General features: G+C 65.9%; 23 protein-coding genes and 3 tRNA genes. 19 read left to right on the top strand and 7 right to left on the bottom strand.

What is annotated here, in order from left to right; all coding sequences use genetic code 11:
* Window position 1: 1 nt before the first annotated feature.
* The 10 genes from AB4Y44_RS08090 to nagZ all read left to right on the top strand — a co-directional run bounded on the left by AB4Y44_RS08090 (window position 2) and on the right by nagZ (window position 10437).
* A complete protein-coding gene (locus tag AB4Y44_RS08090) occupies window positions 2-1519 on the top strand; it encodes a DegQ family serine endoprotease (RefSeq protein ID WP_342921857.1) in 1518 nt (505 codons plus the stop codon).
* 5 nt (window positions 1520-1524) lie between these two features.
* Window positions 1525-1860 carry a glutaredoxin family protein gene (locus AB4Y44_RS08085; protein WP_368699186.1) on the top strand — a complete coding sequence of 112 codons (336 nt, stop codon included), beginning with the start codon at window positions 1525-1527 and terminating at the stop codon, window positions 1858-1860.
* 175 nt (window positions 1861-2035) lie between these two features.
* A complete protein-coding gene (gene lepA, locus AB4Y44_RS08080; RefSeq protein ID WP_342921859.1) occupies window positions 2036-3829 on the top strand; it encodes a translation elongation factor 4 in 1794 nt (597 codons plus the stop codon).
* Between the two features lie 33 nt (window positions 3830-3862).
* Window positions 3863-4759 carry a signal peptidase I gene (gene lepB, locus AB4Y44_RS08075; RefSeq protein ID WP_342921860.1) on the top strand — a complete coding sequence of 299 codons (897 nt, stop codon included), beginning with the start codon at window positions 3863-3865 and terminating at the stop codon, window positions 4757-4759.
* Between the two features lie 219 nt (window positions 4760-4978).
* Window positions 4979-6148, top strand: a complete 1170-nt coding sequence (gene rnc / locus AB4Y44_RS08070; RefSeq protein ID WP_368699185.1) for a ribonuclease III — start codon at window positions 4979-4981, stop codon at window positions 6146-6148.
* A 54-nt stretch (window positions 6149-6202) separates the two neighbouring features.
* Window positions 6203-7108, top strand: a complete 906-nt coding sequence (gene era, locus AB4Y44_RS08065; protein ID WP_342921862.1) for a GTPase Era — start codon at window positions 6203-6205, stop codon at window positions 7106-7108.
* A gap of 18 nt (window positions 7109-7126) precedes the next feature.
* Window positions 7127-8137: a DNA repair protein RecO gene (recO, locus tag AB4Y44_RS08060; RefSeq protein ID WP_368699184.1), complete on the top strand. Its 1011-nt coding sequence runs from the start codon at window positions 7127-7129 to the stop codon at window positions 8135-8137.
* Complete coding sequence (pdxJ, locus tag AB4Y44_RS08055) at window positions 8134-8898, top strand: pyridoxine 5'-phosphate synthase (protein ID WP_321927033.1); 765 nt, start codon at window positions 8134-8136, stop codon at window positions 8896-8898. The genes recO and pdxJ overlap by 4 nt, the downstream gene beginning before the upstream one ends.
* A gap of 55 nt (window positions 8899-8953) precedes the next feature.
* Window positions 8954-9352, top strand: a complete 399-nt coding sequence (gene acpS, locus AB4Y44_RS08050; RefSeq protein WP_368699183.1) for a holo-ACP synthase — start codon at window positions 8954-8956, stop codon at window positions 9350-9352.
* A gap of 44 nt (window positions 9353-9396) precedes the next feature.
* Window positions 9397-10437, top strand: coding sequence for a beta-N-acetylhexosaminidase (gene nagZ / locus AB4Y44_RS08045; RefSeq protein WP_368699182.1), 1041 nt, complete (start codon window positions 9397-9399; stop codon window positions 10435-10437).
* 89 nt (window positions 10438-10526) lie between these two features.
* On the opposite strand, the gene AB4Y44_RS08040 is transcribed toward nagZ, so the two are convergent.
* The 4 genes from AB4Y44_RS08040 to earP form a co-directional block, all read right to left on the bottom strand.
* Window positions 10527-11912, bottom strand: a complete 1386-nt coding sequence (locus AB4Y44_RS08040; RefSeq protein WP_368699181.1) for a sigma-54-dependent transcriptional regulator — start codon at window positions 11910-11912, stop codon at window positions 10527-10529.
* Window positions 11913-12242: 330 nt separating this feature from the next.
* Window positions 12243-12452 (bottom strand): CsbD family protein, encoded by a 210-nt coding sequence (locus tag AB4Y44_RS08035; protein ID WP_028206671.1) that lies wholly within the window; start codon window positions 12450-12452, stop codon window positions 12243-12245.
* A 306-nt stretch (window positions 12453-12758) separates the two neighbouring features.
* On the bottom strand, window positions 12759-13316 hold the full coding sequence (gene efp, locus AB4Y44_RS08030; protein WP_069262560.1) for an elongation factor P: 558 nt from the start codon (window positions 13314-13316) through the stop codon (window positions 12759-12761).
* 171 nt (window positions 13317-13487) lie between these two features.
* A complete protein-coding gene (earP, locus tag AB4Y44_RS08025) occupies window positions 13488-14672 on the bottom strand; it encodes an elongation factor P maturation arginine rhamnosyltransferase EarP (protein ID WP_368699180.1) in 1185 nt (394 codons plus the stop codon).
* A gap of 200 nt (window positions 14673-14872) precedes the next feature.
* On the opposite strand from earP, the gene uvrC reads away from it, so the two are divergent.
* The 7 genes from uvrC to AB4Y44_RS07990 all read left to right on the top strand — a co-directional run bounded on the left by uvrC (window position 14873) and on the right by AB4Y44_RS07990 (window position 19375).
* Complete coding sequence (uvrC, locus tag AB4Y44_RS08020; protein ID WP_368699179.1) at window positions 14873-17083, top strand: excinuclease ABC subunit UvrC; 2211 nt, start codon at window positions 14873-14875, stop codon at window positions 17081-17083.
* A 122-nt stretch (window positions 17084-17205) separates the two neighbouring features.
* Complete coding sequence (gene pgsA / locus AB4Y44_RS08015; protein ID WP_042261239.1) at window positions 17206-17796, top strand: CDP-diacylglycerol--glycerol-3-phosphate 3-phosphatidyltransferase; 591 nt, start codon at window positions 17206-17208, stop codon at window positions 17794-17796.
* 174 nt (window positions 17797-17970) lie between these two features.
* Window positions 17971-18046 (top strand) — tRNA-Gly (locus AB4Y44_RS08010).
* A 79-nt stretch (window positions 18047-18125) separates the two neighbouring features.
* Window positions 18126-18201, top strand: a tRNA-Gly gene (locus AB4Y44_RS08005).
* Window positions 18202-18329: 128 nt separating this feature from the next.
* A tRNA-Cys gene (locus tag AB4Y44_RS08000) sits at window positions 18330-18403 on the top strand.
* Window positions 18404-18527: 124 nt separating this feature from the next.
* Window positions 18528-18800, top strand: a complete 273-nt coding sequence (locus tag AB4Y44_RS07995) for a DUF2164 domain-containing protein (protein ID WP_368699178.1) — start codon at window positions 18528-18530, stop codon at window positions 18798-18800.
* 86 nt (window positions 18801-18886) lie between these two features.
* Complete coding sequence (locus tag AB4Y44_RS07990) at window positions 18887-19375, top strand: GNAT family N-acetyltransferase (RefSeq protein ID WP_368699177.1); 489 nt, start codon at window positions 18887-18889, stop codon at window positions 19373-19375.
* Window positions 19376-19414: 39 nt separating this feature from the next.
* On the opposite strand, the gene AB4Y44_RS07985 is transcribed toward AB4Y44_RS07990, so the two are convergent.
* The 3 genes from AB4Y44_RS07985 to AB4Y44_RS07975 all read right to left on the bottom strand — a co-directional run bounded on the left by AB4Y44_RS07985 (window position 19415) and on the right by AB4Y44_RS07975 (window position 21522).
* On the bottom strand, window positions 19415-20299 hold the full coding sequence (locus AB4Y44_RS07985; RefSeq protein ID WP_368699248.1) for a cytochrome c oxidase assembly protein: 885 nt from the start codon (window positions 20297-20299) through the stop codon (window positions 19415-19417).
* A 95-nt stretch (window positions 20300-20394) separates the two neighbouring features.
* On the bottom strand, window positions 20395-20862 hold the full coding sequence (locus AB4Y44_RS07980) for a copper chaperone PCu(A)C (RefSeq protein WP_368699176.1): 468 nt from the start codon (window positions 20860-20862) through the stop codon (window positions 20395-20397).
* A 66-nt stretch (window positions 20863-20928) separates the two neighbouring features.
* Window positions 20929-21522: an SCO family protein gene (locus tag AB4Y44_RS07975; RefSeq protein WP_368699247.1), complete on the bottom strand. Its 594-nt coding sequence runs from the start codon at window positions 21520-21522 to the stop codon at window positions 20929-20931.
* 360 nt (window positions 21523-21882) lie between these two features.
* On the opposite strand from AB4Y44_RS07975, the gene otsB reads away from it, so the two are divergent.
* Window positions 21883-22635 carry a trehalose-phosphatase gene (otsB, locus tag AB4Y44_RS07970; protein ID WP_368699175.1) on the top strand — a complete coding sequence of 251 codons (753 nt, stop codon included), beginning with the start codon at window positions 21883-21885 and terminating at the stop codon, window positions 22633-22635.
* Between the two features lie 112 nt (window positions 22636-22747).
* Window positions 22748-24178, top strand: coding sequence for an alpha,alpha-trehalose-phosphate synthase (UDP-forming) (gene otsA, locus AB4Y44_RS07965; RefSeq protein ID WP_368699174.1), 1431 nt, complete (start codon window positions 22748-22750; stop codon window positions 24176-24178).
* Window positions 24179-24208: the final 30 nt, after the last annotated feature.

Genomic DNA, 24208 nt, shown 5'->3' with positions numbered 1-24208 from the left:
TATGACGATTCTCCCGCTGCGCAAATTCTTCGCGGCCGCGGTCGTGGCGGCGTGCCTGCCGTTCGCACCGCACGTGGCATCGGCGGCGCCGGCTGCCAACCTGCCCGACTTCGCCGACCTCGTGGACAAAGTGGGGCCGTCGGTCGTCAATATCCGCACCACGACGCGTGTCTCCTCGGCTCAGCGCGGCCTGCCGCCGGGCATGGATCAGGGCGACATGTCGGAATTCTTCCGCCGCTTCTTCGGCATCCCGCTCCCGCAAGGGCCGCAGGGTGGGCAGGGCGGTGGTCAGGGTGGCAGCCAGGGCGGAAGCCCGGGCGGCGGTTCGGACTCCGGCCCGGACAACGGCAACGACGCCGAACAGAACAGCGGCGTCGGCTCGGGTTTCATCCTCTCGAGCGACGGCTACGTGATGACCAACGCACACGTCGTGGACGACGCGGACAGCATCTACGTGACGCTCACCGACAAGCGCGAATTCAAGGCGAAGCTGATCGGCGTGGACGACCGCACGGACGTCGCCGTGGTGAAGATCCAGGCTGCCAATCTGCCGGCCGTGACGATGGGCGACTCGAACAAGGTGCGCGTGGGCGAGTGGGTCGTGGCGATCGGTTCGCCGTTCGGCCTCGAGAACACCGTGACGGCGGGCATCGTGAGCGCGAAGGGGCGCGACACGGGCGACTATTTGCCGTTCATCCAGACCGATGTGGCCGTGAATCCCGGCAACTCGGGCGGTCCGCTCATCAACATGCAGGGCGAGGTGATCGGCATCAACTCGCAGATCTATAGCCGCACGGGCGGCTTCATGGGCATCTCGTTCGCGATTCCGATCGACGAGGCGATGCGCGTGGCGGATCAGCTCAAGTCCACGGGCAAGGTCACGCGTGGCCGCATTGCCGTGGCCATCGGCGAGGTGACGAAGGACGTGGCCGACTCGCTCGGTTTGCCCAAGGCGCAAGGCGCGCTGGTTTCCAGCGTCGAGCCGGGCGGCCCGGCCGACAAGGCGGGCATCCAGCCGGGCGACATCATCCTGAAGTTCAACGGTTCGAGCGTCGACGCCGCGACCGACCTGCCGCGCATGGTCGGCGACACGAAGCCGGGCACCAAGGCGACCGTGACGGTCTGGCGCAAGGGCGCAACGCGCGATCTGCCGATCACGATCGCCGAGATGCAGACCGACAAGAGCGCGAAGGCCGACCAGAAAAAGGCGCCCGAGCCCAAGCCGCGCGCGATGAACGCGCTCGGTATCGCGGTGGTCGACATCCCCGCCGACCAGCTCGCGCAGCTCAAGGTCAAGGGCGGCGCGATGGTGGACTCGGTCGATGGCCCGGCACAGCGCGCCGGCCTGCAGAAGGGCGACATCATCCTGCGCGTGGGCGACACCGATATCACCAGCGCGAAGCAGTTCCAGGAGGTGACCGCGCATCTCGACCCGCAGAAGATGGTCGCGGTGCTCGTGCGTCGCGGCGACAACACGCAGTTCGTGCCGTTGCGCCCGCGCGCGCCGGGGCAGAAGTAACGTCGATGCGCACGCCCATGCGGTCTTCGTCGGCGGCGCCGGGCGCGCTCGAACGGGCGAGCGCGCACCTCGTGCTCTACGGGCGCGCGTGGTGTCATCTGTGCGAGCAGATGCGCGTGGCGCTCGAGCCGCTCGCCGCCGCGGCGGGCGCGCGGCTCAACGTCGTCGATGTCGATTCCGACCCCGCACTTCAGGCGCGTTACGACGAACTCGTGCCGGTGCTCCTTTGCGACGGCATCGAGCTGTGTCACTACCACCTCGACGAAGCACGCGTGCGCGCTACGCTGGGCCTGGGCGCCGACGCACCGGGCGTGCCACCGGCGCCGCCGGGCGATGCGTGAAACGCGCGCGCAGGGGCGCAGCAAGACGAGCCCCCGCGCCATGACACATCCGTTACATCACCGGATGGTTCGCCCGTGGGACCCCTTTTCGGCTAAAATAGTCCGGTTTTTCATCTGTTTACGAGGCGTGTCCAGCTATCGTTGGGGCGCGCCTTTTTCGCTTGATCGGCACTGAATGGATCATATTCGTAACTTCTCGATCATTGCGCACATCGACCATGGCAAGTCGACGCTCGCCGATCGCATCATCCAGCTGTGCGGCGGCTTGTCCGACCGCGAAATGGAATCGCAGGTGCTCGACTCGATGGATCTCGAGCGCGAGCGCGGCATCACCATCAAGGCGCAGACGGCTGCGCTCACGTACAAGGCGCGTGACGGCAAGGTCTACAACCTGAACCTGATCGACACGCCCGGGCACGTCGACTTCTCCTACGAGGTGAGCCGCTCGCTCTCCGCATGTGAGGGCGCGTTGCTCGTGGTGGACGCGAGCCAGGGCGTCGAGGCGCAGACGGTGGCGAACTGCTACACCGCGATCGAACTCGGCGTGGAAGTCGTGCCGGTGCTCAACAAGATCGACCTGCCCGCGGCCAACCCCGAGAACGCGATCGAAGAGATCGAGGACGTGATCGGCATCGACGCCACCGACGCCACGCGCTGCAGCGCGAAGACCGGCCTCGGCGTGGAAGACGTGCTCGAAGCGCTCATCGCCAAGGTGCCGCCGCCCAAGGGCGATCCGGAAGCGCCGCTGCAGGCGCTCATCATCGACTCGTGGTTCGACAACTACGTGGGCGTGGTGATGCTCGTGCGTATCGTCAACGGTACGCTGCGTCCGAAGGACAAGATCAAGCTGATGGCCACCGGCGCGCAGTATCCGGTCGAGCACGTCGGCGTGTTCTCGCCGAAGTCGCGCAACCTCGAGCAGCTTTCGGCGGGGCAGGTGGGCTTCATCATCGCCGGCATCAAGGAACTCGCCGCGACCAAGGTGGGCGACACCGTCACGCTCGCGACGAAGCCCGCGGCCGAGCCGCTGCCGGGTTTCAAGGAAGTGAAGCCGCAGGTGTTCGCGGGCCTCTATCCGGTCGAGGCGAACCAGTACGACGCGCTGCGCGAATCGCTCGAAAAGCTGAAGCTCAACGACGCCTCGCTGCAATACGAGCCGGAAGTTTCGCAGGCGCTGGGCTTCGGCTTCCGCTGCGGCTTCCTCGGCCTCCTGCACATGGAAATCGTGCAGGAGCGTCTCGAGCGCGAGTTCGACATGGACCTCATCACTACGGCGCCGACCGTGGTGTACGAAGTCGTGCAGGCGGACGGCAGCACGATCAAGGTCGAGAACCCGGCGAAGATGCCTGAGCCCTCGAAGATTGCCGAGGTCCGCGAGCCGATCGTGACGGTGAACCTGTACATGCCGCAAGAGTACGTGGGTTCGGTCATCACGCTCTGTACGCAAAAGCGCGGCAACCAGATCAACATGCAGTACCACGGCCGCCAGGTGCAGCTCACGTACGAAATTCCGATGGCGGAAATCGTGCTCGACTTCTTCGACCGTCTGAAGTCGGTGTCGCGCGGTTATGCGTCGATGGACTACGAGTTCAAGGAATACCGCACTTCGGACGTCGTGAAGGTCGACATGCTGATCAACGGCGACAAGGTCGATGCGCTGTCCATCATCGTCCACCGTTCGCAGTCGCAGTATCGCGGCCGCGAAGTCGCGGCGAAGATGCGCGAGATCATTCCGCGCCAGATGTACGACGTGGCCATTCAGGCCGCGATCGGCGCGCACATCATCGCGCGCGAGAACATCAAGGCGCTGCGCAAGAACGTGCTGGCCAAGTGCTACGGCGGCGACATCACGCGTAAGAAGAAGCTGCTCGAAAAGCAGAAGGAAGGCAAAAAGCGGATGAAGCAGGTCGGCTCGGTCGAGATTCCGCAAGAGGCTTTCCTCGCCATCCTTCGTGTCGAAGATAAATAAGTAACGCAAATAAGCCGGACAACGGATCTCTACATGAATTTTGCGCTGATACTCTTTGTGCTCGTCATCTTGACGGGCGTTGCGTGGGTTGCAGACAAACTGGTGTTCATGCCGCGCCGGCGCCTCGCCGCCGATGCGGCGGTCGCGGAGTTCGACCGTCAGCAGGAACGCGTGGGCGAGCGCTTCGCCGATGAAAACGCGCCTGTCACGCGTCAGAACCTGCGCAACGACAAGCTGCGCCAGCCGTGGTGGCTCGAGTACACGGCGAGCTTCTTCCCCGTCATCCTGATCGTGTTCCTCGTACGCTCGTTCGTCGTGGAGCCGTTCAAGATTCCGTCGGGTTCGATGGTGCCCACGCTGCTCGTGGGCGACTTCATCCTCGTGAACAAGTTCGACTACGGCATCCGCCTGCCGATCACGAACACGAAGATCACGCGGGGCCGACCGCTCGAGCGCGGCGATGTGGTCGTGTTCCGCTATCCGAAGGATGAGTCGGTCGACTACATCAAGCGCGTGATCGGGCTGCCGGGCGACGTGGTTTCCTATCAGGACAAGCAGCTCACGATCAACGGCAAGCCGGTGCCGGAAGTGCCGCAGGGCGACTTCTTCGACGAAGAGCGCATCGGCTATGCGAAGCAGTTCACGGAAGATCTCGGCAGCGGCCGCAAGAACAACATCCTCAACAACCCCGCGGTGCCGCCGTTCATCGTGGGCGCGGAGGATTATCCGTATCGCGACAACTGCCAGTACAACGCGCGCGGCGTGATCTGCAAGGTGCCGGCGGGCCATTACTTCATGATGGGCGATAACCGCGACAACAGCGCGGACAGCCGCTACTGGGGTTTCGTGCCCGACGCGAACATCGTGGGCCGCGCGTTCTTCATCTGGATGAACTTCAGCAACCTGCGTCGCATCGGTTCGTTCGAGTAATTCGTGTTGGCATCGACGTGCGATGCACGTCGAGCACGCGCGCGAAAAGCATTAGAAGCAGCAACGAAAAGCGTATGCGCGAACCCGAGGCTCACTCGCATCACGCGCATTGCATCTTCGCGCGCTACTTGAAGAATCCCCGGTAACGTCGCATCGTCACGGTTTTTCGCCCGCCGCCCCTGTTTTCGCCGGGGGCGGCGGGCGCGTTATACTCTCCCCATGCCCCAATCTCCGTTGGAAAGCCGTTTGCGCTACGAATTTCGCAATGCGGAATTGCTGCGCCAGGCTTTAACTCACCGCAGTCACAGTGCCACGCATAACGAACGCCTCGAATTCCTCGGTGATTCGGTTCTGAATTGCGCGGTGGCTGCCCTATTGTTCCAACGTTTTGGCAAGCTGGACGAAGGTGACCTCTCGCGCGTGCGCGCGAACCTGGTCAAGCAGCAGTCGCTTTACGAGATCGCTCAGGCCCTCAATATTGCCGACGGCCTGCGCCTCGGCGAAGGCGAGTTGCGCAGCGGCGGCTTCCGCCGCCCGTCGATCCTCGCCGACGCGCTGGAGGCGATCTTCGGGGCGATCTTCCTCGACAGCGGCTTCGATGCCGCCCAAACGGTCATCAAGCGTCTCTACGTGCCGATCCTCGATCACATCGATCCGCGCACGCTCGGCAAGGATTCCAAGACGCTGCTGCAGGAATATCTGCAGGGTCACAAGATCGCGTTGCCGACCTACACGGTCGTCGCGACGCATGGTGCGGCGCACAATCAGCAGTTCGAAGTCGAATGCACGGTGCCGAAGCTCGACGTGAAGGTGTCGGGTTCGGGCGCGAGCCGTCGCGCGGCGGAGCAGGCCGCGGCGAAGAAGGCACTCGACGAGGTCATGGCCGCGGCGCCCGCGCTGGTTGCGAAGCCGCGCCGCTCGAAGGGCGCGCGTGCTCCCAAACCGGAGCCCGAGGTCGTCCCCGGCGTGACCGGCGTGCAGGGCGCGCTCGATCTGCGCTCGCCGGAGCGCCGCGAGCGCGCCTCGGCGCGTAGCGAGCGTGCGGCGCAAACCGGGGCAGCCGAAGGCGCGCCGCTCGCGGTGATACGCGCGGCGCACGTCCAGGAGCGTCCGGCGGAGAAGGACAAACCGGCTGAAAAGCCTGCGGAGAAGGCCGAACGCGGTGCGGACAAGGCCAGCGACAAGCCCGCCGACAAGCCCACGGGCTTCGACGCCGTACCGAGCGCCGGCTCCATCGGCCACCGGTCGGCCGCGGTGAAAGCCGAAGCGGCGTTGCGCACCGTCGAGCGCGTGCAAACCGCAACGACCGGCGGCGCGAGCACCGATGCCCAGACGCATGCCGAAGCCACGACGGCCATTCCCGTGCGCGCGGCCGATGCCGGCCACTGATTCCATCGAGGCGCGCCGCGGGCGCGCCTCCCGTTTTTCTATTCCGGTCCGATCATGAACGCTCCCACCTCCACTCCTGCCGGTTTTCGTTGCGGCATGGTCGCGATCGTCGGCCGTCCGAACGTCGGCAAATCGACGCTGATGAACGCGCTGGTCGGCCAGAAGATCAGCATCACGTCGCGCAAGGCGCAGACCACGCGCCATCGCATCACCGGCATCAACACGATCGACGACGCGCAGTACATCTTCGTCGACACGCCCGGCTTCCAGACACGCCACAGCACGGCGCTCAACCGCTCGCTGAACCGCGCGGTGACCTCCACGCTCAGCTCGGTCGATGCCGTGCTGTTCGTGATCGAGGCCGGCAAGTTCGGTCCCGACGACCAGAAAGTGCTCGACCTGATTCCCCCGAACGCGCCCACGATCCTGATCGCCAACAAGATCGACCGCGTGAATGACAAGGACACGCTGTATCCGTTCATCCAGCAGGTGCAGGCTCTGCGCGAGTTCCGCGAGATCGTGCCGCTGTCGGCCAGGAACCCGGACGACATCAAGCGCCTGCTCGCGACGCTCAAGCCGTATCTGCCCGAAGGCGAGCCGATCTACGGCGAAGACGACCTCACCGATCGCAGCGAGCGCTTCCTCGCTGCCGAAATCCTGCGCGAGAAAGTGTTCCGCTGGACCGGCGACGAACTCCCGTACACGAGCACGGTGCTGATCGACAAGTTCGAGCAGGAAGGACGGCTGCGCCGCGTCTTCGCGACGATTCTCGTCGAGCGCGACACGCAGAAGGCGATGGTGATCGGCCAGAAGGGCGCAAAGCTCAAGCAGATCAGCACCGAGGCGCGACTCGACATGGAGAAGCTGTTCGACGGTCCCGTGTACCTCGAAACCTTCGTGAAGGTGAAGAGCGGCTGGGCCGACAACGAAGCCGGGCTGCGCGCCTACGGTTACGAGTAAGCACGACGGGCACCGCGTATGAGTGACGGCGCAGCCGGAACCCTGCACGACGACTGGCCCGCGCACGATGACGCGCAGGCCGACGAGGCAATCGCTGGGGACGAAGCGTCCGGTTCCCGCGGCGCGCGGCGCTCGCCCGCGAAAGGCCAGGGCACGACGGGCACGCGCAGCACGAAGGTGACGAAAGTCGCCGCCACGCGCAACGCGATGACCGAAGGTGCCGACGCCACGCTCGAAGGCCGCGCCGAACCGCGCAGCGGCCGCAAGACCACCGCGCGCTCGCAATTGCCGCGCGCGTCACGCAGCACGACCCCCGATTACCGCATCGCCGAGCAGCCGGCTTTCGTGCTGCACAGCTATCCGTATCGCGAGACGAGCCTCATCATCGATGTGCTCTCGCGCGATCACGGCCGCGTGGCGCTCGTCGCGAAGGGCGCGAAGCGTCCCCATTCGGCGTTGCGCGGCGTGCTGCAGACCTTCCAGCCGCTCGCGCTCTCGTGGACCGGCAAGGGCGAGGTGCGCACGCTCACCGGCGCCGAGTGGGTCGGCGGCATGTTGCCGCTGACCGGCGACGCGCTCCTGTGCGGCTTCTACGTCAACGAGCTGCTCGTGAAGTTCATCGCGCGCGAAGACCCGCACCCCGAACTCTTTCGCCACTACGTCGTGACGCTCACGCGCCTCGCGCACGACGAGCCGCCCGTGCAGGTGCTGCGCTCGTTCGAGCGCGTGCTGCTGCGCGAGGCGGGCTACGCGCTCGCGCTCAACCGCACCGCGAACCGCAAGACCGTCGCGGCCGACGGGCGTTACGTGTTCGATCCGGAACGCGGCGTGCGCGAAGCGTCGGACGAATGGCCTTCTCAATGGCCCCGGCTTTCGGGCCAGACGTTGCTCGACATGGAAGAGGACGATTACCATCGACCCCAGACGGTTGCGCAGAGCAAGGCGCTCATGCGCTTCCTGCTGAACACGTACCTTGGCGGCACGCCGCTCGCGACGCGCCAGATTCTGATCGACTTGCAGAACCTATGAGCTTCTTTCTCACTTCGCCCAACGTGATCGACCTCGGTGTGAACATCGACCACGTCGCCACGCTGCGCAATGCGCGCGGCACCGCTTATCCCGATCCGATCCGTGCGGCGCTCCTCGCCGAAGAGGCGGGCGCCGACGCGATCACGCTGCATCTGCGCGAGGATCGCCGCCACATCGTCGACGCCGACGTGCGCGCGCTGCGTCCGCAACTGAAGACGCGCATGAACCTCGAATGCGCGGTGACGGCCGAGATGCTCGATATTGCGTGCGAGATCAAACCGCACGACGTTTGCCTCGTGCCCGAAAAGCGCGCGGAGCTGACGACCGAGGGCGGCCTCGACGTCGCGGGCCACTTCGACGCCGTTGCCGCCGCCTGCCGTCAGCTTGCCGATGCGGGCTGCCGCGTCTCGCTTTTCATCGACCCGGACGAAACGCAGATCCGCGCGGCGCACGAAACGGGCGCACCCGTGATCGAGCTGCACACAGGCCGCTACGCCGAGGCGCACGACGCCGGCGAGCAGGAGCGCGAATACGAGCGCGTGGTCACCGGCGTGAGCTGCGGCAACAGCCTCGGGTTGAAGGTGAACGCCGGCCACGGTCTGCACTACACGAACGTGCAGCAGATCGCGGCCATCGACGGCATCGTCGAGCTGAACATCGGCCACGCGATCGTGGCGCACGCAATCTTCGCGGGCTGGGAGAACGCGGTGCGCGAAATGAAGGCGATCATGGTGGCGGCGCGCCTCGGCACGCGCGGCTGACCGCTACCCCGCGCCATCGCGCCGCGCGCAATCGACAGACATCGACGGGAGTCTCATGGCGATCTACGGTATCGGCACCGACATCATTCAGGTGAGCCGCGTGGCGGCGGTCATGGAGCGCACCAACGGACGTTTCGCGCCGCGCGTGCTCGGCCCGGACGAGCTCGCCGTCTATGAGGCGCGCAAGGTGCGCTCGGCGGCGCGGGGCCTCGCGTATCTGTGCACGCGGTTCTCCGCGAAAGAGGCGTTCTCGAAAGCGATCGGCCTCGGCATGCGCATGCCGATGACCTGGCGCGCCATGCAGACCCTCAACGAGCCGGGCGGCCGTCCGGTGATCGTCGCTTCGGGCGAACTCGCGCGGTGGCTCGACGAACGCGGGATCACGGCGCGCGTGAGCATCACCGACGAGCATGACTACGCGGTGTCGTTCGTGGTAGCGGAAATCAACGGCTGATCTCTTTCGCCGTGCGTTGCGCGGCATCTACGCAAAACTCATCGATGAAGAATAATCCCGGGCCAGTAATGCTCGACGTGGTCGGCACCACGCTGAACGACGACGACGTGCGCCGTCTCGCGCACCCGATGACCGGTGGCGTGATCCTGTTCGCGCGCCACTACGAGAACCGTGCGCAGCTCGTCGCGCTGACCGACGCCATCCGCTCGGTGCGCGAGGACCTGCTGATCGCCGTCGACCATGAAGGCGGCCGCGTGCAGCGCTTTCGCACCGACGGCTTCACCGTGCTGCCCGCCATGGGACGCCTCGGCGCGCTGTGGGACAAGGACGTGCTGCTCGCCACCAAGCTCGCGACGGCAGTGGGCTATATCCTCGCGAGCGAACTGCGCGCGTGCGGTATCGATCTGTCTTTCACCCCGGTGCTCGATCTCGGCTACGGCCAGTCGAAGGTGGTGGGCGATCGCGCGTTTCATCGCGATCCGCGCGTCGTCACGTTGCTCGCCAAGAGTCTCAATCACGGACTATCGCTCGCGGGCATGGCCAATTGCGGCAAGCATTTTCCGGGTCACGGCTTTGCGACGGCGGACTCGCACGTCGCGGTGCCCGTCGACGAGCGTCCGCTCGAAGCGATCCTCGGCGAAGACGCGCAGCCTTACGACTGGCTCGGTCTGTCGCTCACGGCCGTGATGCCGGGGCACGTGATTTATCCGAAGGTCGACTCGAAGCCAGCGGGCTTTTCGCGCATCTGGGTCGAGGAAGTGTTGCGCAAGCGGCTGCGCTTCACGGGCGCGATCTTCAGCGACGACCTTTCGATGGAGGCGGCGCGCCAGGGCGGTACGCTCACCGAGGGCGCGCGCGCCGCGCTCGAGGCGGGCTGTGACATGGTGCTGATCTGCAACCAGCCGCACGAGGCCGAAAAGGTGCTCGACGCGTTGCGCACCACGGAGCCGCGCCGCGCCGCCAAGGCTTCGGGCCTGCGCATCAGGCGCATGCGCGCGCGCGGCAAGGCGCAGCGCTGGGACAGGATGGTGGCGGACCCGGGGTACATCGAGGCGCAGGCATTGCTGCGCAGCGTATTGCCCTGACGCCCTGACTGCCGCATCGGCGCAATGAAAAAAGGCTGTCCTTCGGAAACGAAGGGCAGCCTTTTTACAACGTGCGTCGTTTTGCCGGCTCAGTTCAGCCGCATGCGCTGGAGCTTGTTGTAGAGCGTCTTGGGGCTGATGCCGAGCAGCGACGCGGCGCGGTGCCGCGTGCCGCCCACGGCGTCGAGCGTCGCGCGGATCAGCATTTCCTCCACGTCGGCGAGCGGCGTGCCCACGGTGACCTGCACGCGGCCGCCGTTCATCTCGCGCGGGCCCGCGCCGCTGCTTTCCTCGGCCTGCAGCGTTTCCAGCACCTCGCCCGAGGCGTGCCACGCGCGCCTCACGCGTTCGTGCAGTTCGCGCACGTTGCCGGGCCAGTCATACGCGAGGCATTCGCGGATGAACGAGGGCGCGACGAGCCGCGTCGCGCCGGCCAGACCGTGCGTCTGGGCCTCCTGATTGAGTTCGTCGATGCACGCGAGCGCGAGCAGGGCGGCGTCGTCGTCGCGCTCGCGCAGCGGTGGCAGCTGGATCGCCGCGGCATCGAGGCGCAGCCACAGATCGTCGTGCAGCACGCCCTGCTGGACGGCTTCGCGTGGGTTCGCGCGGGTTGCCGCGATCAGGCGGAAATCGGTACCGACCTCGCTGTTGCCGCCCACGCGCATGAAGGTCTGGGAATCGAGCGCGCGCAGCAGCGTTTCCTGCTGCTCGCGCGGCAGGTCGGTCAGCTCGTCGATGAAGAGCGTGCCGCCGCTCGCCTGATCGACGAGACCCGGCTCGCGCTGTTCCGCGCCGCTGAACGCGCCGCGCTCGTGGCCGAACAGCACGCTCGCCAGCGGCCGGCCCGCGGCCGCTTCGGCCACGAGCGAGCGCGCGTCGCACACGATGAACGGCCCCTTGCGGCGGCGGCTCAGCTGGTGCAGCGTGCGCGCTGCGACTTCCTTGCCCGTGCCGGCTTCGCCGTGCACGAGCAGCGCCGCTTCGGTGGGCGCGAGCTGTTCGAGCGTGTCGTAGACATGCTGGATCGCGCTGCTGCGCCCGAGCATCGGCCCGAAGTGGCCCATCTTGCGCAGCGTGGCGCGCAGCGCGCGGACTTCCTCGGTTAGCTCGTAAGGACGCGGAATGCGCGCGAGCAGGCTGCGCAGGCGCGGAATGTTGACCGGCTTGAGCAGATAGTCCCAGATGCCGTGGCGCAGGCCTTCGATCGCGCTTTCGACGGTGGCGTTGCCGGTCATCACGATCACGGGCAGCGCGCCGCCTGGCGGCTGCGCGGGCAAATGCGGCAGCAACTCGAGGCCGCCGCCATCGGGCAGGTTCAGGTCGACGAGTACGACATCGGGGATGAAGCGCGCAAGGGCGGCGCGCGCTTCGGCGAGGGTGGCAGCGGTGTCGACGGAGAACCCGTCGGCCGACAGGATCGCAGAGAGACCTGACAGGCTATTGGGATCGTCTTCGACAATCAGGGCGTGTGGCATGGCGGTAGCGGCTTACGGATGAGCGCAGTCGCGCCGGCGCTGCGCGTGCGGGGTCGCGCACGCGCCCCGGCAGGCAGCCGCGCGGCGCGCCGGAGCGCGGCACGATGCGAAAGATTTCACCGAGATCACGGAGATGTCTCGTTGCAGGGCGTTCAGTTCCGGTCCTCCCAGTTGTGCTGCGCCAGAGTGGGGGCGCGACGGCGCTGCCCGGCAGCGAGGCGGCCGGGCAAGCAACGCAAGCCCGAAGCGCCAGGCGCTTTGGCATGCGTGCAACCCCCTGTTTGCCTGCAAGTGGGCGACCACCGTACCGGCCATGCCGTGGACGGTGCGTCAGTCGCGCGGCCGGTGCGCGTCGAACCAGCGGCGCACTTCCAGTTCTGCCTCGTCACGCGTCTTGCCGTAACGTTCCTGGATAAGCCCGGCGAGCCGATCCGCACGGCCTTCGGCTTTTGCGAGTTCGTCGTCCGTCAACTCGCCCCATGCCGCTTTGGCCTTGCCGATCAACTGCTTCCACTTGCCTTCGGCAATGTCGTTGTTCATTGTGTTTCTCCTGATAAGGGGAAAGAGCGTGGTACGCATGCTCTCTCACTCCACAGCAGAAACCGTGCCGCGGGAGTCACTTTGACCGGTGCGCGCCGCGCTTGCTTCGCCGCTTGTCCGCTGAAGGCGGCAAACACGCAATCCATCGCGCATAACCGGTAAGGTTTTCCGCAGCACTCTCAAACATACACGTTCGGCAAAAAAAGAAAAAGCGCCCGAGGGGGCGCTTTCATCGCGGTGTCCGCCTTTTGCCGCCGGGGCGGCGGGCGGGCGCCTTTTCGGCCTGCGGCTCCTTTCAGCCCACCTTTAGGCGCGGCTGCGGTACTCGTTCGTACGCGTGTCGATTTCGATCTTGTCGCCGATGTTGCAGAAGAGCGGCACTTGCAGCTCGAAACCGGTGTTCAGCTTGGCAGTCTTCAGGACCTTGCCCGACGACGTGTCGCCCTTGACGGCCGGTTCCGTGTAGATGATCTCGCGCACCAGCACGGTCGGCAGTTCGACCGAGATGGCCTTCTCGTTGTAGAACACGACTTCGCAAGCCATGCCGTCTTCGAGGTAGTTCAGGGCGTCGCCCATCATCTCGCCTTCGACTTCGAACTGGTTGTAGTCGGCGTCCATGAACACGTACATCGGGTCGGCGAAGTACGAGTACGTCACTTCCTTGCGATCCAGCACGACGACGTCGAACTTGTCGTCCGCCTTGTACACGGTTTCCATGCCCGCGCCGGTCAGCAGGTTCTTGAACTTCATCTTCACGACGGCGGCGTTGCGGCCCGACTTGTTGTATTCGGCCTTCTGCACGACCATCGCGTCGTTACCGATCATCACGACGTTGCCGACGCGGAGTTCCTGTGCGGTCTTCATAGTAAAAAACTGTCCTGTCCAGATTAAGTAGCTTCGAGTGTGCTCGACGGCAAACGTCGCAAGCGGATTCGGTTGGTGTTGCTGGTGTAGTTGCTGCGACCCTCTTTCATGCATGGACGATGAGAGGCGCGAAACTCGAAACGCTTGAGACGGCTGCCGTCGGATAACCGCTTATTTTAACTGACTTTTTGCGAATTTGGCGAGATTTCCGGCGAGATCGCCAACCTGTCCGAGTTCGGCCGCCCAGGCATTGGCGCGCGCCGCGTAGACGGGCAGATGCTGCGCAAAATCGGCCCAGTCGGGTGTGCCACGGCCATTCCACGCATGCCAGAAGCGTTCGAGCGCGGCGCGCGGGGCCTTCGGCAGCGCGCGGCCGTAGTGCGCGAGCGCCGCGTCGAGCTTCGGCAGATGGGCGTCGTCGGCTTGCGGATAGATGTGCCACACGAACGGTCGTGCCGCCCATTGCGCGCGCACGAACGAGTCCTCGCCGCGCACGAAGTTGAGGTCGCTCGCCCAGAGCAGAGGGTCGTAACCGCGCTGCTCGGTGAACGCCAGCGCGTGCGCGCGCAGCGCGCCGCGCGTGGCCTGCGAGCCTGTGTCGAACGCCGGCTTCCCGAAAAAGCGCGCGAGCGCGCCAGAGATGCGGCCCTCCGGCACGAGCAGGACCACCGGCTTCGCGCCGTCGCGCCATTGCTCGAGCAGCGCGTCGACGGCGGGGTTCTCATAGGCGAAGAGCGAGATCACGGTGGTGTCCGGCCCGGGGGGCGGGCCGCCCGTGGCGCGCTGCCACCATGCGGCGCGCTCGTCCGGCGAGCGCTCGAAGCCCGCGCGCGCGGCATCGAGCGTGCGCTCCTTGAGCACGCCCCCCGTGCCGGGGCCGAGGCCGGGAAAGAAGAAGTGCTTGGCGAGCGCGTAGCGCGGGTGTGGCGAGGGCCGCAGATGAAAGTCGGCGACCCAGTCTTCGGCGCTCAGATATTCGAGATTGAGCCAGACCGGCTTGCGCGCGCGCCCGGCCATCGCCGCGACATAGACGCCCGGCAGCTCACACGCGAACGCCTCGATCACGACATCGGCAATCTGCAGCGTGTCGCCCGCATGCTCAGGCTCGTGCCAGTGCTCGACGAGCACGTCTTCGACCGCTTGCGTGGCGCGGCCCGGGTCGAGCGCGGGGCAGAGCTTCTGGAACGCGTGCAGGTCGTCGACGAACAGGCGCACCTGCCAGCCGTGCTCGTGCGCGAGCTGGCGCGCGAGCCGCCAGCACACGCCGATGTCGCCGAAATTGTCGATGACGGCGCAAAAGAGGTCGCAGGCAATGGCGCTAGCGCTGGCGGTGGTGGGGGTGGGGGCTTCTGTCATGGGTAGCGGGCGACGCGGAGAATCAGGGGCGCCATGCTGCAAGCGGGTGCAGAACGCCCGGCCGGCAAGTTCGGCGCAGGTTCCGTGCAGCATGGAATGATCTAAACTTGCGATTCTAGGACACAGCCATGAATGCGTCGCGACGGCGGCGCTGGGCCAGATCTCACCTCTCTCGACGCACCGCCCGTCCCCGAAACTGGATGACCGACACCGACGTTTTCGACCCGAAAAAGGCGCTCGCGCAGTTGCCGCATCTGCCGGGTGTGTACCGCTACTACGACGCGCAAGGCGCGGTCCTCTACGTCGGCAAGGCGCGCGACCTGAAAAAGCGCGTGTCGAGCTACTTCACCAAGACGCAGCTTTCGCCGCGCATCGCGATGATGATCACGCGTATCGCGCGCATCGAAACCACGGTCACGCGTTCCGAGGCCGAGGCGCTGCTGCTCGAGAACAACCTCATCAAGGCGCTCACGCCGCGCTACAACATCCTTTTTCGCGACGACAAGTCGTATCCGTTCCTCAAGATTACCGGGCACAAGTTCCCGCGCATGGCGTACTACCGCGGCGCGGTGGATCGCAACAACCAGTACTTCGGGCCGTTTCCGAGCGCCTCGGCGGTGCGCGAGAGCATCCAGATCCTGCAGCGCGTATTCCAGTTGCGCACCTGCGAGGACTCGGTGTTCAACAACCGTACGCGGCCTTGCCTGCTGCATCAGATCGGGCGCTGCACGGCGCCTTGCGTGGGAGCCGTCAGCGAAGAGGATTACGCGCGCGACGTGAACAACGCATCGCGCTTTTTGCTGGGCCGCCAGAACGAGGTGATGAAGGAACTGGAGACGAAGATGCACGCGTTCGCCTCCGAGCTGAAATTCGAGCAGGCGGCGTCCGTGCGTAACCAGATGAGTTCGCTGTCGACAGTGCTGCATCAACAGGCCATCGAAACGGGCGGCGAGAGCGACGTCGATATTCTCGCCGTGGTGGCGCTGGGCGGGCGCGTTTGCGTGAATCTCGCGATGGTGCGCGGCGGCCGGCATCTGGGCGACAAGGCGTATTTCCCCGCGCACGTGGAGCGCGCGCTGACCGACGAGGAGGGCGGCGTCGCCGAGGAAATCGACAACGAGACCGTGGTCGCGGCGAGCGCGCTGAAGTCGCTGCCTTCGCTCGCGCGCAAGACGGTGGAGGACTACGTCGAGGAAGCGCAGGCGGACGACGCACACGACGATGCGGCGCTCGAAGCGGATCCGCTCGCCATCGCGGCGGATCTTGCCGGCGACGACGACGCGGCAAGCGATGCCGAATCCGCCACGGCCGCACTCGAGCCGCAGGCGGATGCGCGCAGGACGCGCGAGATCGGCGTCGAACCGGAAGTGCTCGACGCCTTCATCGCGCAGCATTACTTCGGCAACCGCGTGCCGCCCGTGCTGGTGGTGAGCCATCCGCCTGCGAATCGCGAACTCGTGGACGTGCTGAGCGAGCAGGCCGGGCACAAGGTCACGGTGCTGCGTCAGCCGCAAGGTCAGAAGCGCGCATGGCTAGCGATGGCCGAACAAAACGCGCGCCTCGCGCTCGCGCGTCTGCTCTCCGAGCAGGGTTCGCAGCAGGCCCGCACGCGTACGCTCGCGCAACTGCTCGGGCTCGAACTGGACGATCTCGCGCATCTGCGCATCGAGTGCTTCGACATCAGCCACACGATGGGCGAGGCGACGCAGGCCTCATGCGTGGTCTATCACCATCACAAGATGCAGTCGGCCGAGTACCGGCGCTACAACATCACCGGCATCACGCCCGGCGACGACTACGCCGCCATGCGCCAGGTGCTCACGCGGCGCTACGAGAAGATGGTCGCGCAAGCGGCGCGCGCCGAAGCCGACGAGACGGCGCCGGTGCCCGATCCCGCCGACCCGGATGCTGAGTCGCAAGCCGTCGAGGCCGGCGAGACAGTCGAAGCCCCGCCGCCCGGCGGCACGCTGCCCAACATCGTACTGATCGACGGCGGCAAGGGGCAGGTCGAGATCGCGCGCCAGGTGTTCACCGAACTGGGTCTCGATCCGGCGATGCTGGTGGGCGTGGCGAAGGGCGAGGGCCGCAAGGTCGGCCTCGAAACGCTCGTATTTGCCGATGGCCGCGCGCCGCTCGAACTCGGCAAGGAGAGCGCCGCACTCATGCTCGTCGCGCAGATCCGCGACGAGGCGCACCGCTTCGCCATCACGGGCATGCGCGCGAAGCGCGGCAAAACGCGTCAGACTTCGCGTCTCGAAGAGCTGGAGGGCGTGGGGGCGAAGCGTCGCCAGCGCCTGCTCGCCCGCTTTGGCGGCCTGCGCGGCGTGATGTCGGCGAGCGTCGAGGATCTGGCGAGCGTGGAGGGCATCTCGCGCTCGCTCGCCGAGCAGATCTACCAGCAACTGCACTGATGCGGCGTCGTCGTTGGCCAGCTCCGGCCTGGCCATTCCTTACGGTTGCTTGTGGCACGTGCGGCGACGCGGCACAATTGCATCTCCCATAATTGCATCTCCCCGACAGATAGCGCCAGCCGATGCCGTTCAATATTCCGATTCTCCTGACCTGGCTGCGGATCCTGGCGATTCCGCTCGTGGTTGGCGTGTTCTATCTGCCGCAGACGATGCTTTCCCCGATGCAGCAGAACGTGCTGGCGATGCTGCTCTTCGTGCTGGCGGCGCTCACTGACTGGTTCGACGGTTTTCTCGCGCGCAAGTGGAATCAGACCTCCTCGTTCGGCGCCTTTCTCGATCCCGTCGCGGACAAGCTCATGGTGACCGCGGCACTGCTCGTGCTCGTGCATCTGCAGCGGCTCGACGCCGTGATCGCGCTCGTGATCGTCGGACGCGAAATCGCGATCTCGGCGCTGCGCGAGTGGATGGCGCAGATCGGCGCGTCGAAGAGCGTGGCCGTGAATTCGCTCGGCAAATTCAAGACCGCGTGCCAGATGGTCGCGATTCCCATGCTGCTGTTCTACGCGCCGCTCACGCTCGGCGGGGTGACGCTGTTCGACTCGCGCGTGTGGGGTGCGTGGCTCATCTACGTGGCAGCGTTCCTCACGATCTGGTCGATGCTCTACTACATGAAGCTCGCGTGGCCCCAGATCCGCGAACGGGGGAGCTTGTGAATCCCTCATGTCTTTTTCCAAAAAGATCATGCGAAGGGGTTGACACGATTCTGCGGGTTATACATAATCTCACTTCTCCGCTGCACGACGCAGTAGCAAGCAAGCAGATGCGGTAGAGATGGCAGAAGATAAGCCGAAGTTAGTTGAAAATTCGGCGAAGTCTGAGGCAAATATGCGGGAGTAGCTCAGTTGGTAGAGCGCAACCTTGCCAAGGTTGAGGTCGCGAGTTCGAGACTCGTCTCCCGCTCCAGAATTTTAGGTGCGGCGTTTTTGCAGTGGCGAAAAACGAGGTGCCGAAGCAGTAAAAGTCGCAGTAAAGCAGGACATTTGCGGGAGTAGCTCAGTTGGTAGAGCGCAACCTTGCCAAGGTTGAGGTCGCGAGTTCGAGACTCGTCTCCCGCTCCAAATGCCAAGGGGAAGCAGCGCTTCCCTTTTTGTTTGGCAGGTTTTGGTCAGCGTATCAAGCCATCAAACAAATCTGTCCGGTCGTTGCGAGCGCAAGCAGTTTTCCGCACCCCGGTCAGTCCGCTTCTGGCGCGATAGCAAAGCGGTTATGCAGCGGCCTGCAAAGCCGTGTAGGCCGGTTCGACTCCGGCTCGCGCCTCCAGATGCAAAACAAAAGCCACCTTCGGGTGGCTTTTGTTTTTTGCGCCCGCCTTACCGCGTTTTTCGTCATGCGCCAATGCACCTGGCGCAAAATAACCGCAACCCTTCCTCTGCGGTTTGCCGACATGTCCATCGAACTCCCCGAAGACGCGCGCGCCGAAGCGATCGCCTCCATCCAGCGCTATTTCGACGCCAACATGGAAGAGCCGATCGGCAACGTCGCGGCGGGCGCGCTGCTGGGCTTCTTTCTCGAAGAGATCGCGCCGGCGGTCTACAACAAGGCGATTGCCGACGCGCAGGAGAGCATGCAGGCGCGCATCGTCGATCTCGACATCGATCTGCACGAGGAGCCATTCCAGTACTGGCGCAAATACGAGCAGCCGCGCCGGCGCAAGTGAGCGCGGCCCGAGTCGCGGGTTTGTGGCGCGCGCGGCGCGCGGCATAATCGTGGTCATTGACGACGCCTTGATAGAAATCACCGACCATGACCGTGCAGTCCACCGCCTTGCCGCTGCCCCAATTCGACTGGCAATGGAAAGCCTTTGACGCGCTCGACGCGCGCGAAGTCTACGCCATGCTCAAACTGCGCTCCGACGCGTTCGTCGTCGAGCAGAACTGCGTGTATGGCGATATCGACGGTCTCGACTTCGGTGCGTGGCATCTGTTCGCATGGAGCGAGCAGGGCGGCGTGCGCGAGCTTGCGGGCTATTTGCGCGTGCTGTTGCCCGACGCACAGGACGCCGACGTGCGCATCGGCCGCGTGGTGACGTCGCAAAACCACCGCGGCATCAAGCTCGGCAATGCGCTGCTCGAACGCGCCATCGCGCAGATCGAGCGGCAATGGCCCGACTTCGCGATGCGTCTGCATGCCCAGGCGCATCTGCAGAAGTTCTACGGTGCGTTCGGCTTCTCACCCGTTGGTGAGATTCACGACGAGGATGGCATTCCACACGTGTGGATGCGCTCCGCCTGATTCGACGTTCATCGCACCTTGCGCCGGCACCCTCGTGCTTTACGTGCGCAGGGTGCGCCCTTCCTTCTGGCGCTCGCCGTCCACCGGACGCATGCCGGGGCGCCGGTCCCGCTGCAAACGTCCGCGTGCGGATAGCCGCATCCAGTGGCGCAGCGCAACCAGCGTGCCGACCACGCTCATCATCGACCCCGGAATCCACAGCAGCAGACCGCCGATCTGCTGATCGCGCATCGGCGAGAGCCAGGTGAACGCGCGGCCGCAGATCGAATAAACCGGATAAAGCTCGCGCGACGTGAAGAAGATGAACGCGCCGAGCACGATCTGCGGCGGAATCGCCGCGATCACGACGAGCACGCGCTTGCCCGGCGAGAGGCGCGCGGGCGGCGCGGGGCGCGAGTCGAGCACGAGCCACCAGAACAACAGCCCGTCGATCACCATGCTCCAGTTCATGACGCGGTAGAGACGCCAGTCGAGCATCGCGATGAAGTGGATCGGCGAAAAGAGCCAGAAGTAGATGAGCCCGACAAAGAGCCCGACGGCAACGACGGGATGCATGACGATGTCGAGCGCCACGCGCACGGGCCGTGCGGCGAGCGCGGGGCGCACGAAGCGCTGCCGCCACTTGAACGGAATGCCCGCGCGCAGCGCCGCGCCCGGGTAGGCGAGAGCGATGAAGAACGGCCCCAGATGGTGCAGCACCAGGTGCTGCGCGCGATGCATGAAGAACTCGTGCTCGAAGTAGTAGTCGAGACGCGTATGCAGCACGACATAGAGCGCGCCAAGCCCGAACCAGAACGAGATCTGGCGTGCGAGCGACACCCGCGCGTGCCGCTTGCCGCGCACGAACAGCACCGCGGCGAGCAGCGTGCAGATCATCACGGTCGGCGAGGGCTCCCAGGGCTGGAGCCAGTAGAGCAGGGTCATCGCGAGCATGGCGGCGGCTTCATCGCGGATTCAACATGCTTGCGCGCGCAACCAATGGCAATGCGGTGTATGCGCGCGGTGGTATTGCTGCGGCGTCACTGCCCCGCCGGCGGCTTGACCGCGAACGGCGTGTCGAGCGTTTCGCCGTCCGAGAACTGCAGCTTCACGTTCACCGTGTCGCCCGGCGCGACCTTGTGCTTCGCCTTCTCCAGCATCAGGTGATAGCCGCCCGGTGCGATGGCGAGCGTGCCGTGCGCAGGCACCGTCGCCTTGTGCACCATGATCATCTTCTGCGTCGAACCAGTCGAGACCGTCTGATGCAGCATGACCATGCCGTAAGCGTCGCTCGATACCCCCACGAGGTCGACCGGCTGGTCGCCATCGTTCTTGAGCGTCACGTAGCCCGCGGCCGGGAGGTCGTTGGGCAGCCAGCGCACCCATGCGTCCTGCGCGCTCAGCGTGCCGGCGGCGGCGTGCGCGGCGGGCGCGAAGGCGGCGAGCGCACCGAAGGTGCTCAGCGCGCAGCCGAGCGAGACGGTGAGTGACTTGAGGTTCTTCGTCATAACGTTTCCTGTTGCGATTGCTGTTGCGTCAAAACCCGATGATTGGACCGGCGAGGCGGCATGCGTTCACGCCGTGTCGTTTATGACGCGGCGCAGGTCATGCGCGAGCGCGTCCGGAGAGTCGTGGTCGGTGGCGAGCAGGCGCGCATGCCCTTGCGCGTCGAACACATACACGGCCGAACTGTGCGTGACCTCGTAGCTGCCGTCGGGGTCGCGCTTTTCCATCTGGTAGGCCACGCGGTAGCGCCGCGCGAGCGACTCGATCTGGGCGTCGGTGCCGGTCAGGCCGCGCGCATGCCGTGCGTCGAACGCGCCGACGTAGGCGTGCAATGCCTGCGGCGTGTCGCGCGCCGGATCGACGCTGATGAAGAGTATCCGCACCTTGTCCGCATCGGGGCCGAGCTTCGCTATAACCTGCATCAGGCGCGCCATGGTTTCCGGACAGACGTCCGGGCAATGCGTGTAGCCGAAGTAGACAAGCGTCGTGTCCCCGTGAAAACTGGCGCCGGTCACGTTTTGGCCGTTGTCGGCCGTGAGCGCGAAGTCGAGGTCGGGGAGATGGCCGCTCACGTTCGTGAGCTGCCAGGGTTCGCCCGGGTGCGAGCACGCCGCGAGCAGCGCCACGCCGGCCACCACCGCCGCGTGCCGCGGGTTGCGCATGCTGCCGCGGGGGTGGCCGCTCAGGCGGGTGCGGAACGTGCGCAGCGTGGGCTCGAAGGTGGGGAACAAAGGCAATCTCGTCGACTCGATTGGATTACGTTGGCCGCGGTCGCCTGGACGACCGGGCGCGGCTTGTCGCTGCGACTGTAGCAAAATTGGGTCCGCGCGGTCGCGAGCGCCCCGGTCGTGCCGATTGCTCGCGTCGATATGCCGCATCTTCGAGTCCGAGGATGCCTGCACAGGCGGTCAGCCCCTTACTTTCTCGATAATCGATCCAAGGCGCGGTAAGATTCGCACACTTTCCCTGGGCGCAGCCCGGGGCCATACCCGGCCAGCAGGCCGATGGGTGAAAAGAACGCAATGCAAGCACTTCCGGCAGTCCTGCCGCCTGAACAGACGGCATTTTTCTTCGATTTCGACGGCACGCTCGTCGATCTCGCGCCCACGCCCGATGGCGTGCTCGTCCGTCCCGACATGCTCGCGCTGCTGCGCGAGTTGCGCCGCGCGACGCACGGCGCGGTGGCGATCGTCTCCGGGCGCGGCATCGAGAGCATCGACGGTTTTCTCGGCATGCCCGATCTGCCCGTGGCCGGCCTGCACGGCGCCGAGCGGCGCGACGCCAACGGCGACACGCAGCGTGTCGGCTTCAACGACCAGCGCTTGCTGCACATGGAGCAGGTGCTCGCGGAAGTGGTGCGCACGCATGCGGGCATGCTGCTCGAGATCAAGGGCGCGTCGCTCGCGCTGCACTACCGCAACGCGCCCGAGCGAGAAGCCGAAGCGCGCGCCGCGACCGAGCGCCTCGCCGCCGATTACGCCGACGCCTACGTGCTGCAGCCCGGCAAGATGGTCTACGAAATCAAGCCGAAGGACGTCGACAAGGGCCGCGCGCTGCGCGCGTTCCTCGACGAGCCGCCGTTCGCGGGCCGCAGCCCGGTATTCGCTGGCGACGACCTGACCGACGAGAAGGGCTTCGCCGTCGTCAATGCGCTGGGCGGGCTGTCGATCAAGGTCGGCGGCGGCGACACCATCGCGCGGACGCGCGTCGCCTCGGTCGACCCCCTGTACGGCTGGCTCGCATCGCTCGTTGCGGCCATGCCGGGCGCCCGGTAATCGCGCACATGCCTCGCTTCATCTCCTACGTAGCTTGCCTGACCTGGCTGAGGCGAGGCCTCGCCTCGCACGCGCCACGCCTTCCCGATTTCCTGCACGGACCCCGCCCCTCATGAGCCGATTGATCATCGTGTCGAACCGCGTCGCGCCGATTTCCGAAGGCGGTCCGGCCGCGGGCGGCCTCGCCGTGGGCGTGTACGACGCACTCAAGGAAACCGGCGGCATGTGGTTCGGCTGGAGCGGGGACGTGCTCACCTCCGGCCAGCCGCAGATCGCGCTCGAAGAGCGCGGGGCCGTCACCTTCGCCACCATCGGCCTGTTGCGGCGCGACTACGACCAGTACTACCGCGGGTTCTCGAACGCGACGCTCTGGCCCGCGTTCCACTACCGCGCCGATCTCGTCCAGTACGACCGCCACGAGTACGAGGGCTATAGCCGCGTGAACGCGTGGCTCGCGCAGCAGCTCGTGCCGCTGCTGCGCGAAGACGACGTGATCTGGGTCCACGACTATCACCTCATTCCGTTCGCCCAGGCGTTGCGCGCGGCGGGCGTGAAGAACCGCGTCGGCTTCTTCCTGCACATTCCGTTTCCGGCCTCGCAGGTGCTGCTGGCGGTGCCGCCGCATCGCGAGCTGGTGCAGGCGCTGTGCGCGTTCGACCTGCTCGGCTTCCAGACGAGGCCCGATCTACGCGCGTTCTGCGACTACATCGTGAACGAGGCGGGGGGCACGACGGCGCTGCAGCCGGACGGCCTCACGCGTATCGAGGCGTTCGGGCAGACGCTCTGCGCGGGCGATTACCCGATCGGCGTCTATCCCGACGAGATCGCGGAACTCGCCAAGGCCGGTGAGCGCGGCAAACCGGTGCGCACGCTCAAGTCCACGCTGCACGGACGCAAGGTGATCATGAGCGTGGACCGGCTCGACTACTCGAAGGGGCTCGTGGAGCGTTTTCGCGCCTTCGAACGCCTGCTCGACCACGCGCCGGCGCAGCGCAACAAGGTCTCGTTCGTGCAGATCGCGCCTCCCACGCGTGCCGACCTGCATGCCTATCAGGACATCCGGCTGCGCCTCGAGGCGGAGTCGGGGCGCATTAACGGCCGTTACGCGGAACTCGACTGGACGCCGATCTGGTACATCCACCGCCAGTACGAACGGGCGGTGCTGGCCGCGCTGTTCCGGGCGTCGAATGTCGGCTACGTCACGCCGCTGCGCGATGGCATGAACCTCGTCGCCAAGGAATACGTGTCGGCGCAGGATCCCGGGGATCCGGGCGTGCTCGTGCTCTCGCGCTTTGCCGGCGCGGCGCAGGAGCTGTCGGGCGCGCTCATCGTCAATCCGCTCGATATCGACGGCATGGCCGATGCGCTCGGCACCGCGCTTGCCATGCCGCTTGCCGAGCGTCTCGCGCGCTATCACGACATGATGGCCCAGCTGCGCGAGAACAATGTTTCGGTCTGGCGCGACCGCTTCATGCGCGATCTCGGCCGGGTCAGCGTGCGGCAAGGGGTGAGCGTGCCGCCGCTCGAGCGCGCGCAGGGCTGAAGCACCCGCGCCTCGCGCACCCGTCGGAGA

Origin of the sequence: Paraburkholderia sp. BR10937, from assembly GCF_040965695.1 — a bacterium.
GTDB lineage: Bacteria > Pseudomonadota > Gammaproteobacteria > Burkholderiales > Burkholderiaceae > Paraburkholderia.
This window is presented reverse-complemented; position numbering and strand designations above follow the sequence as displayed.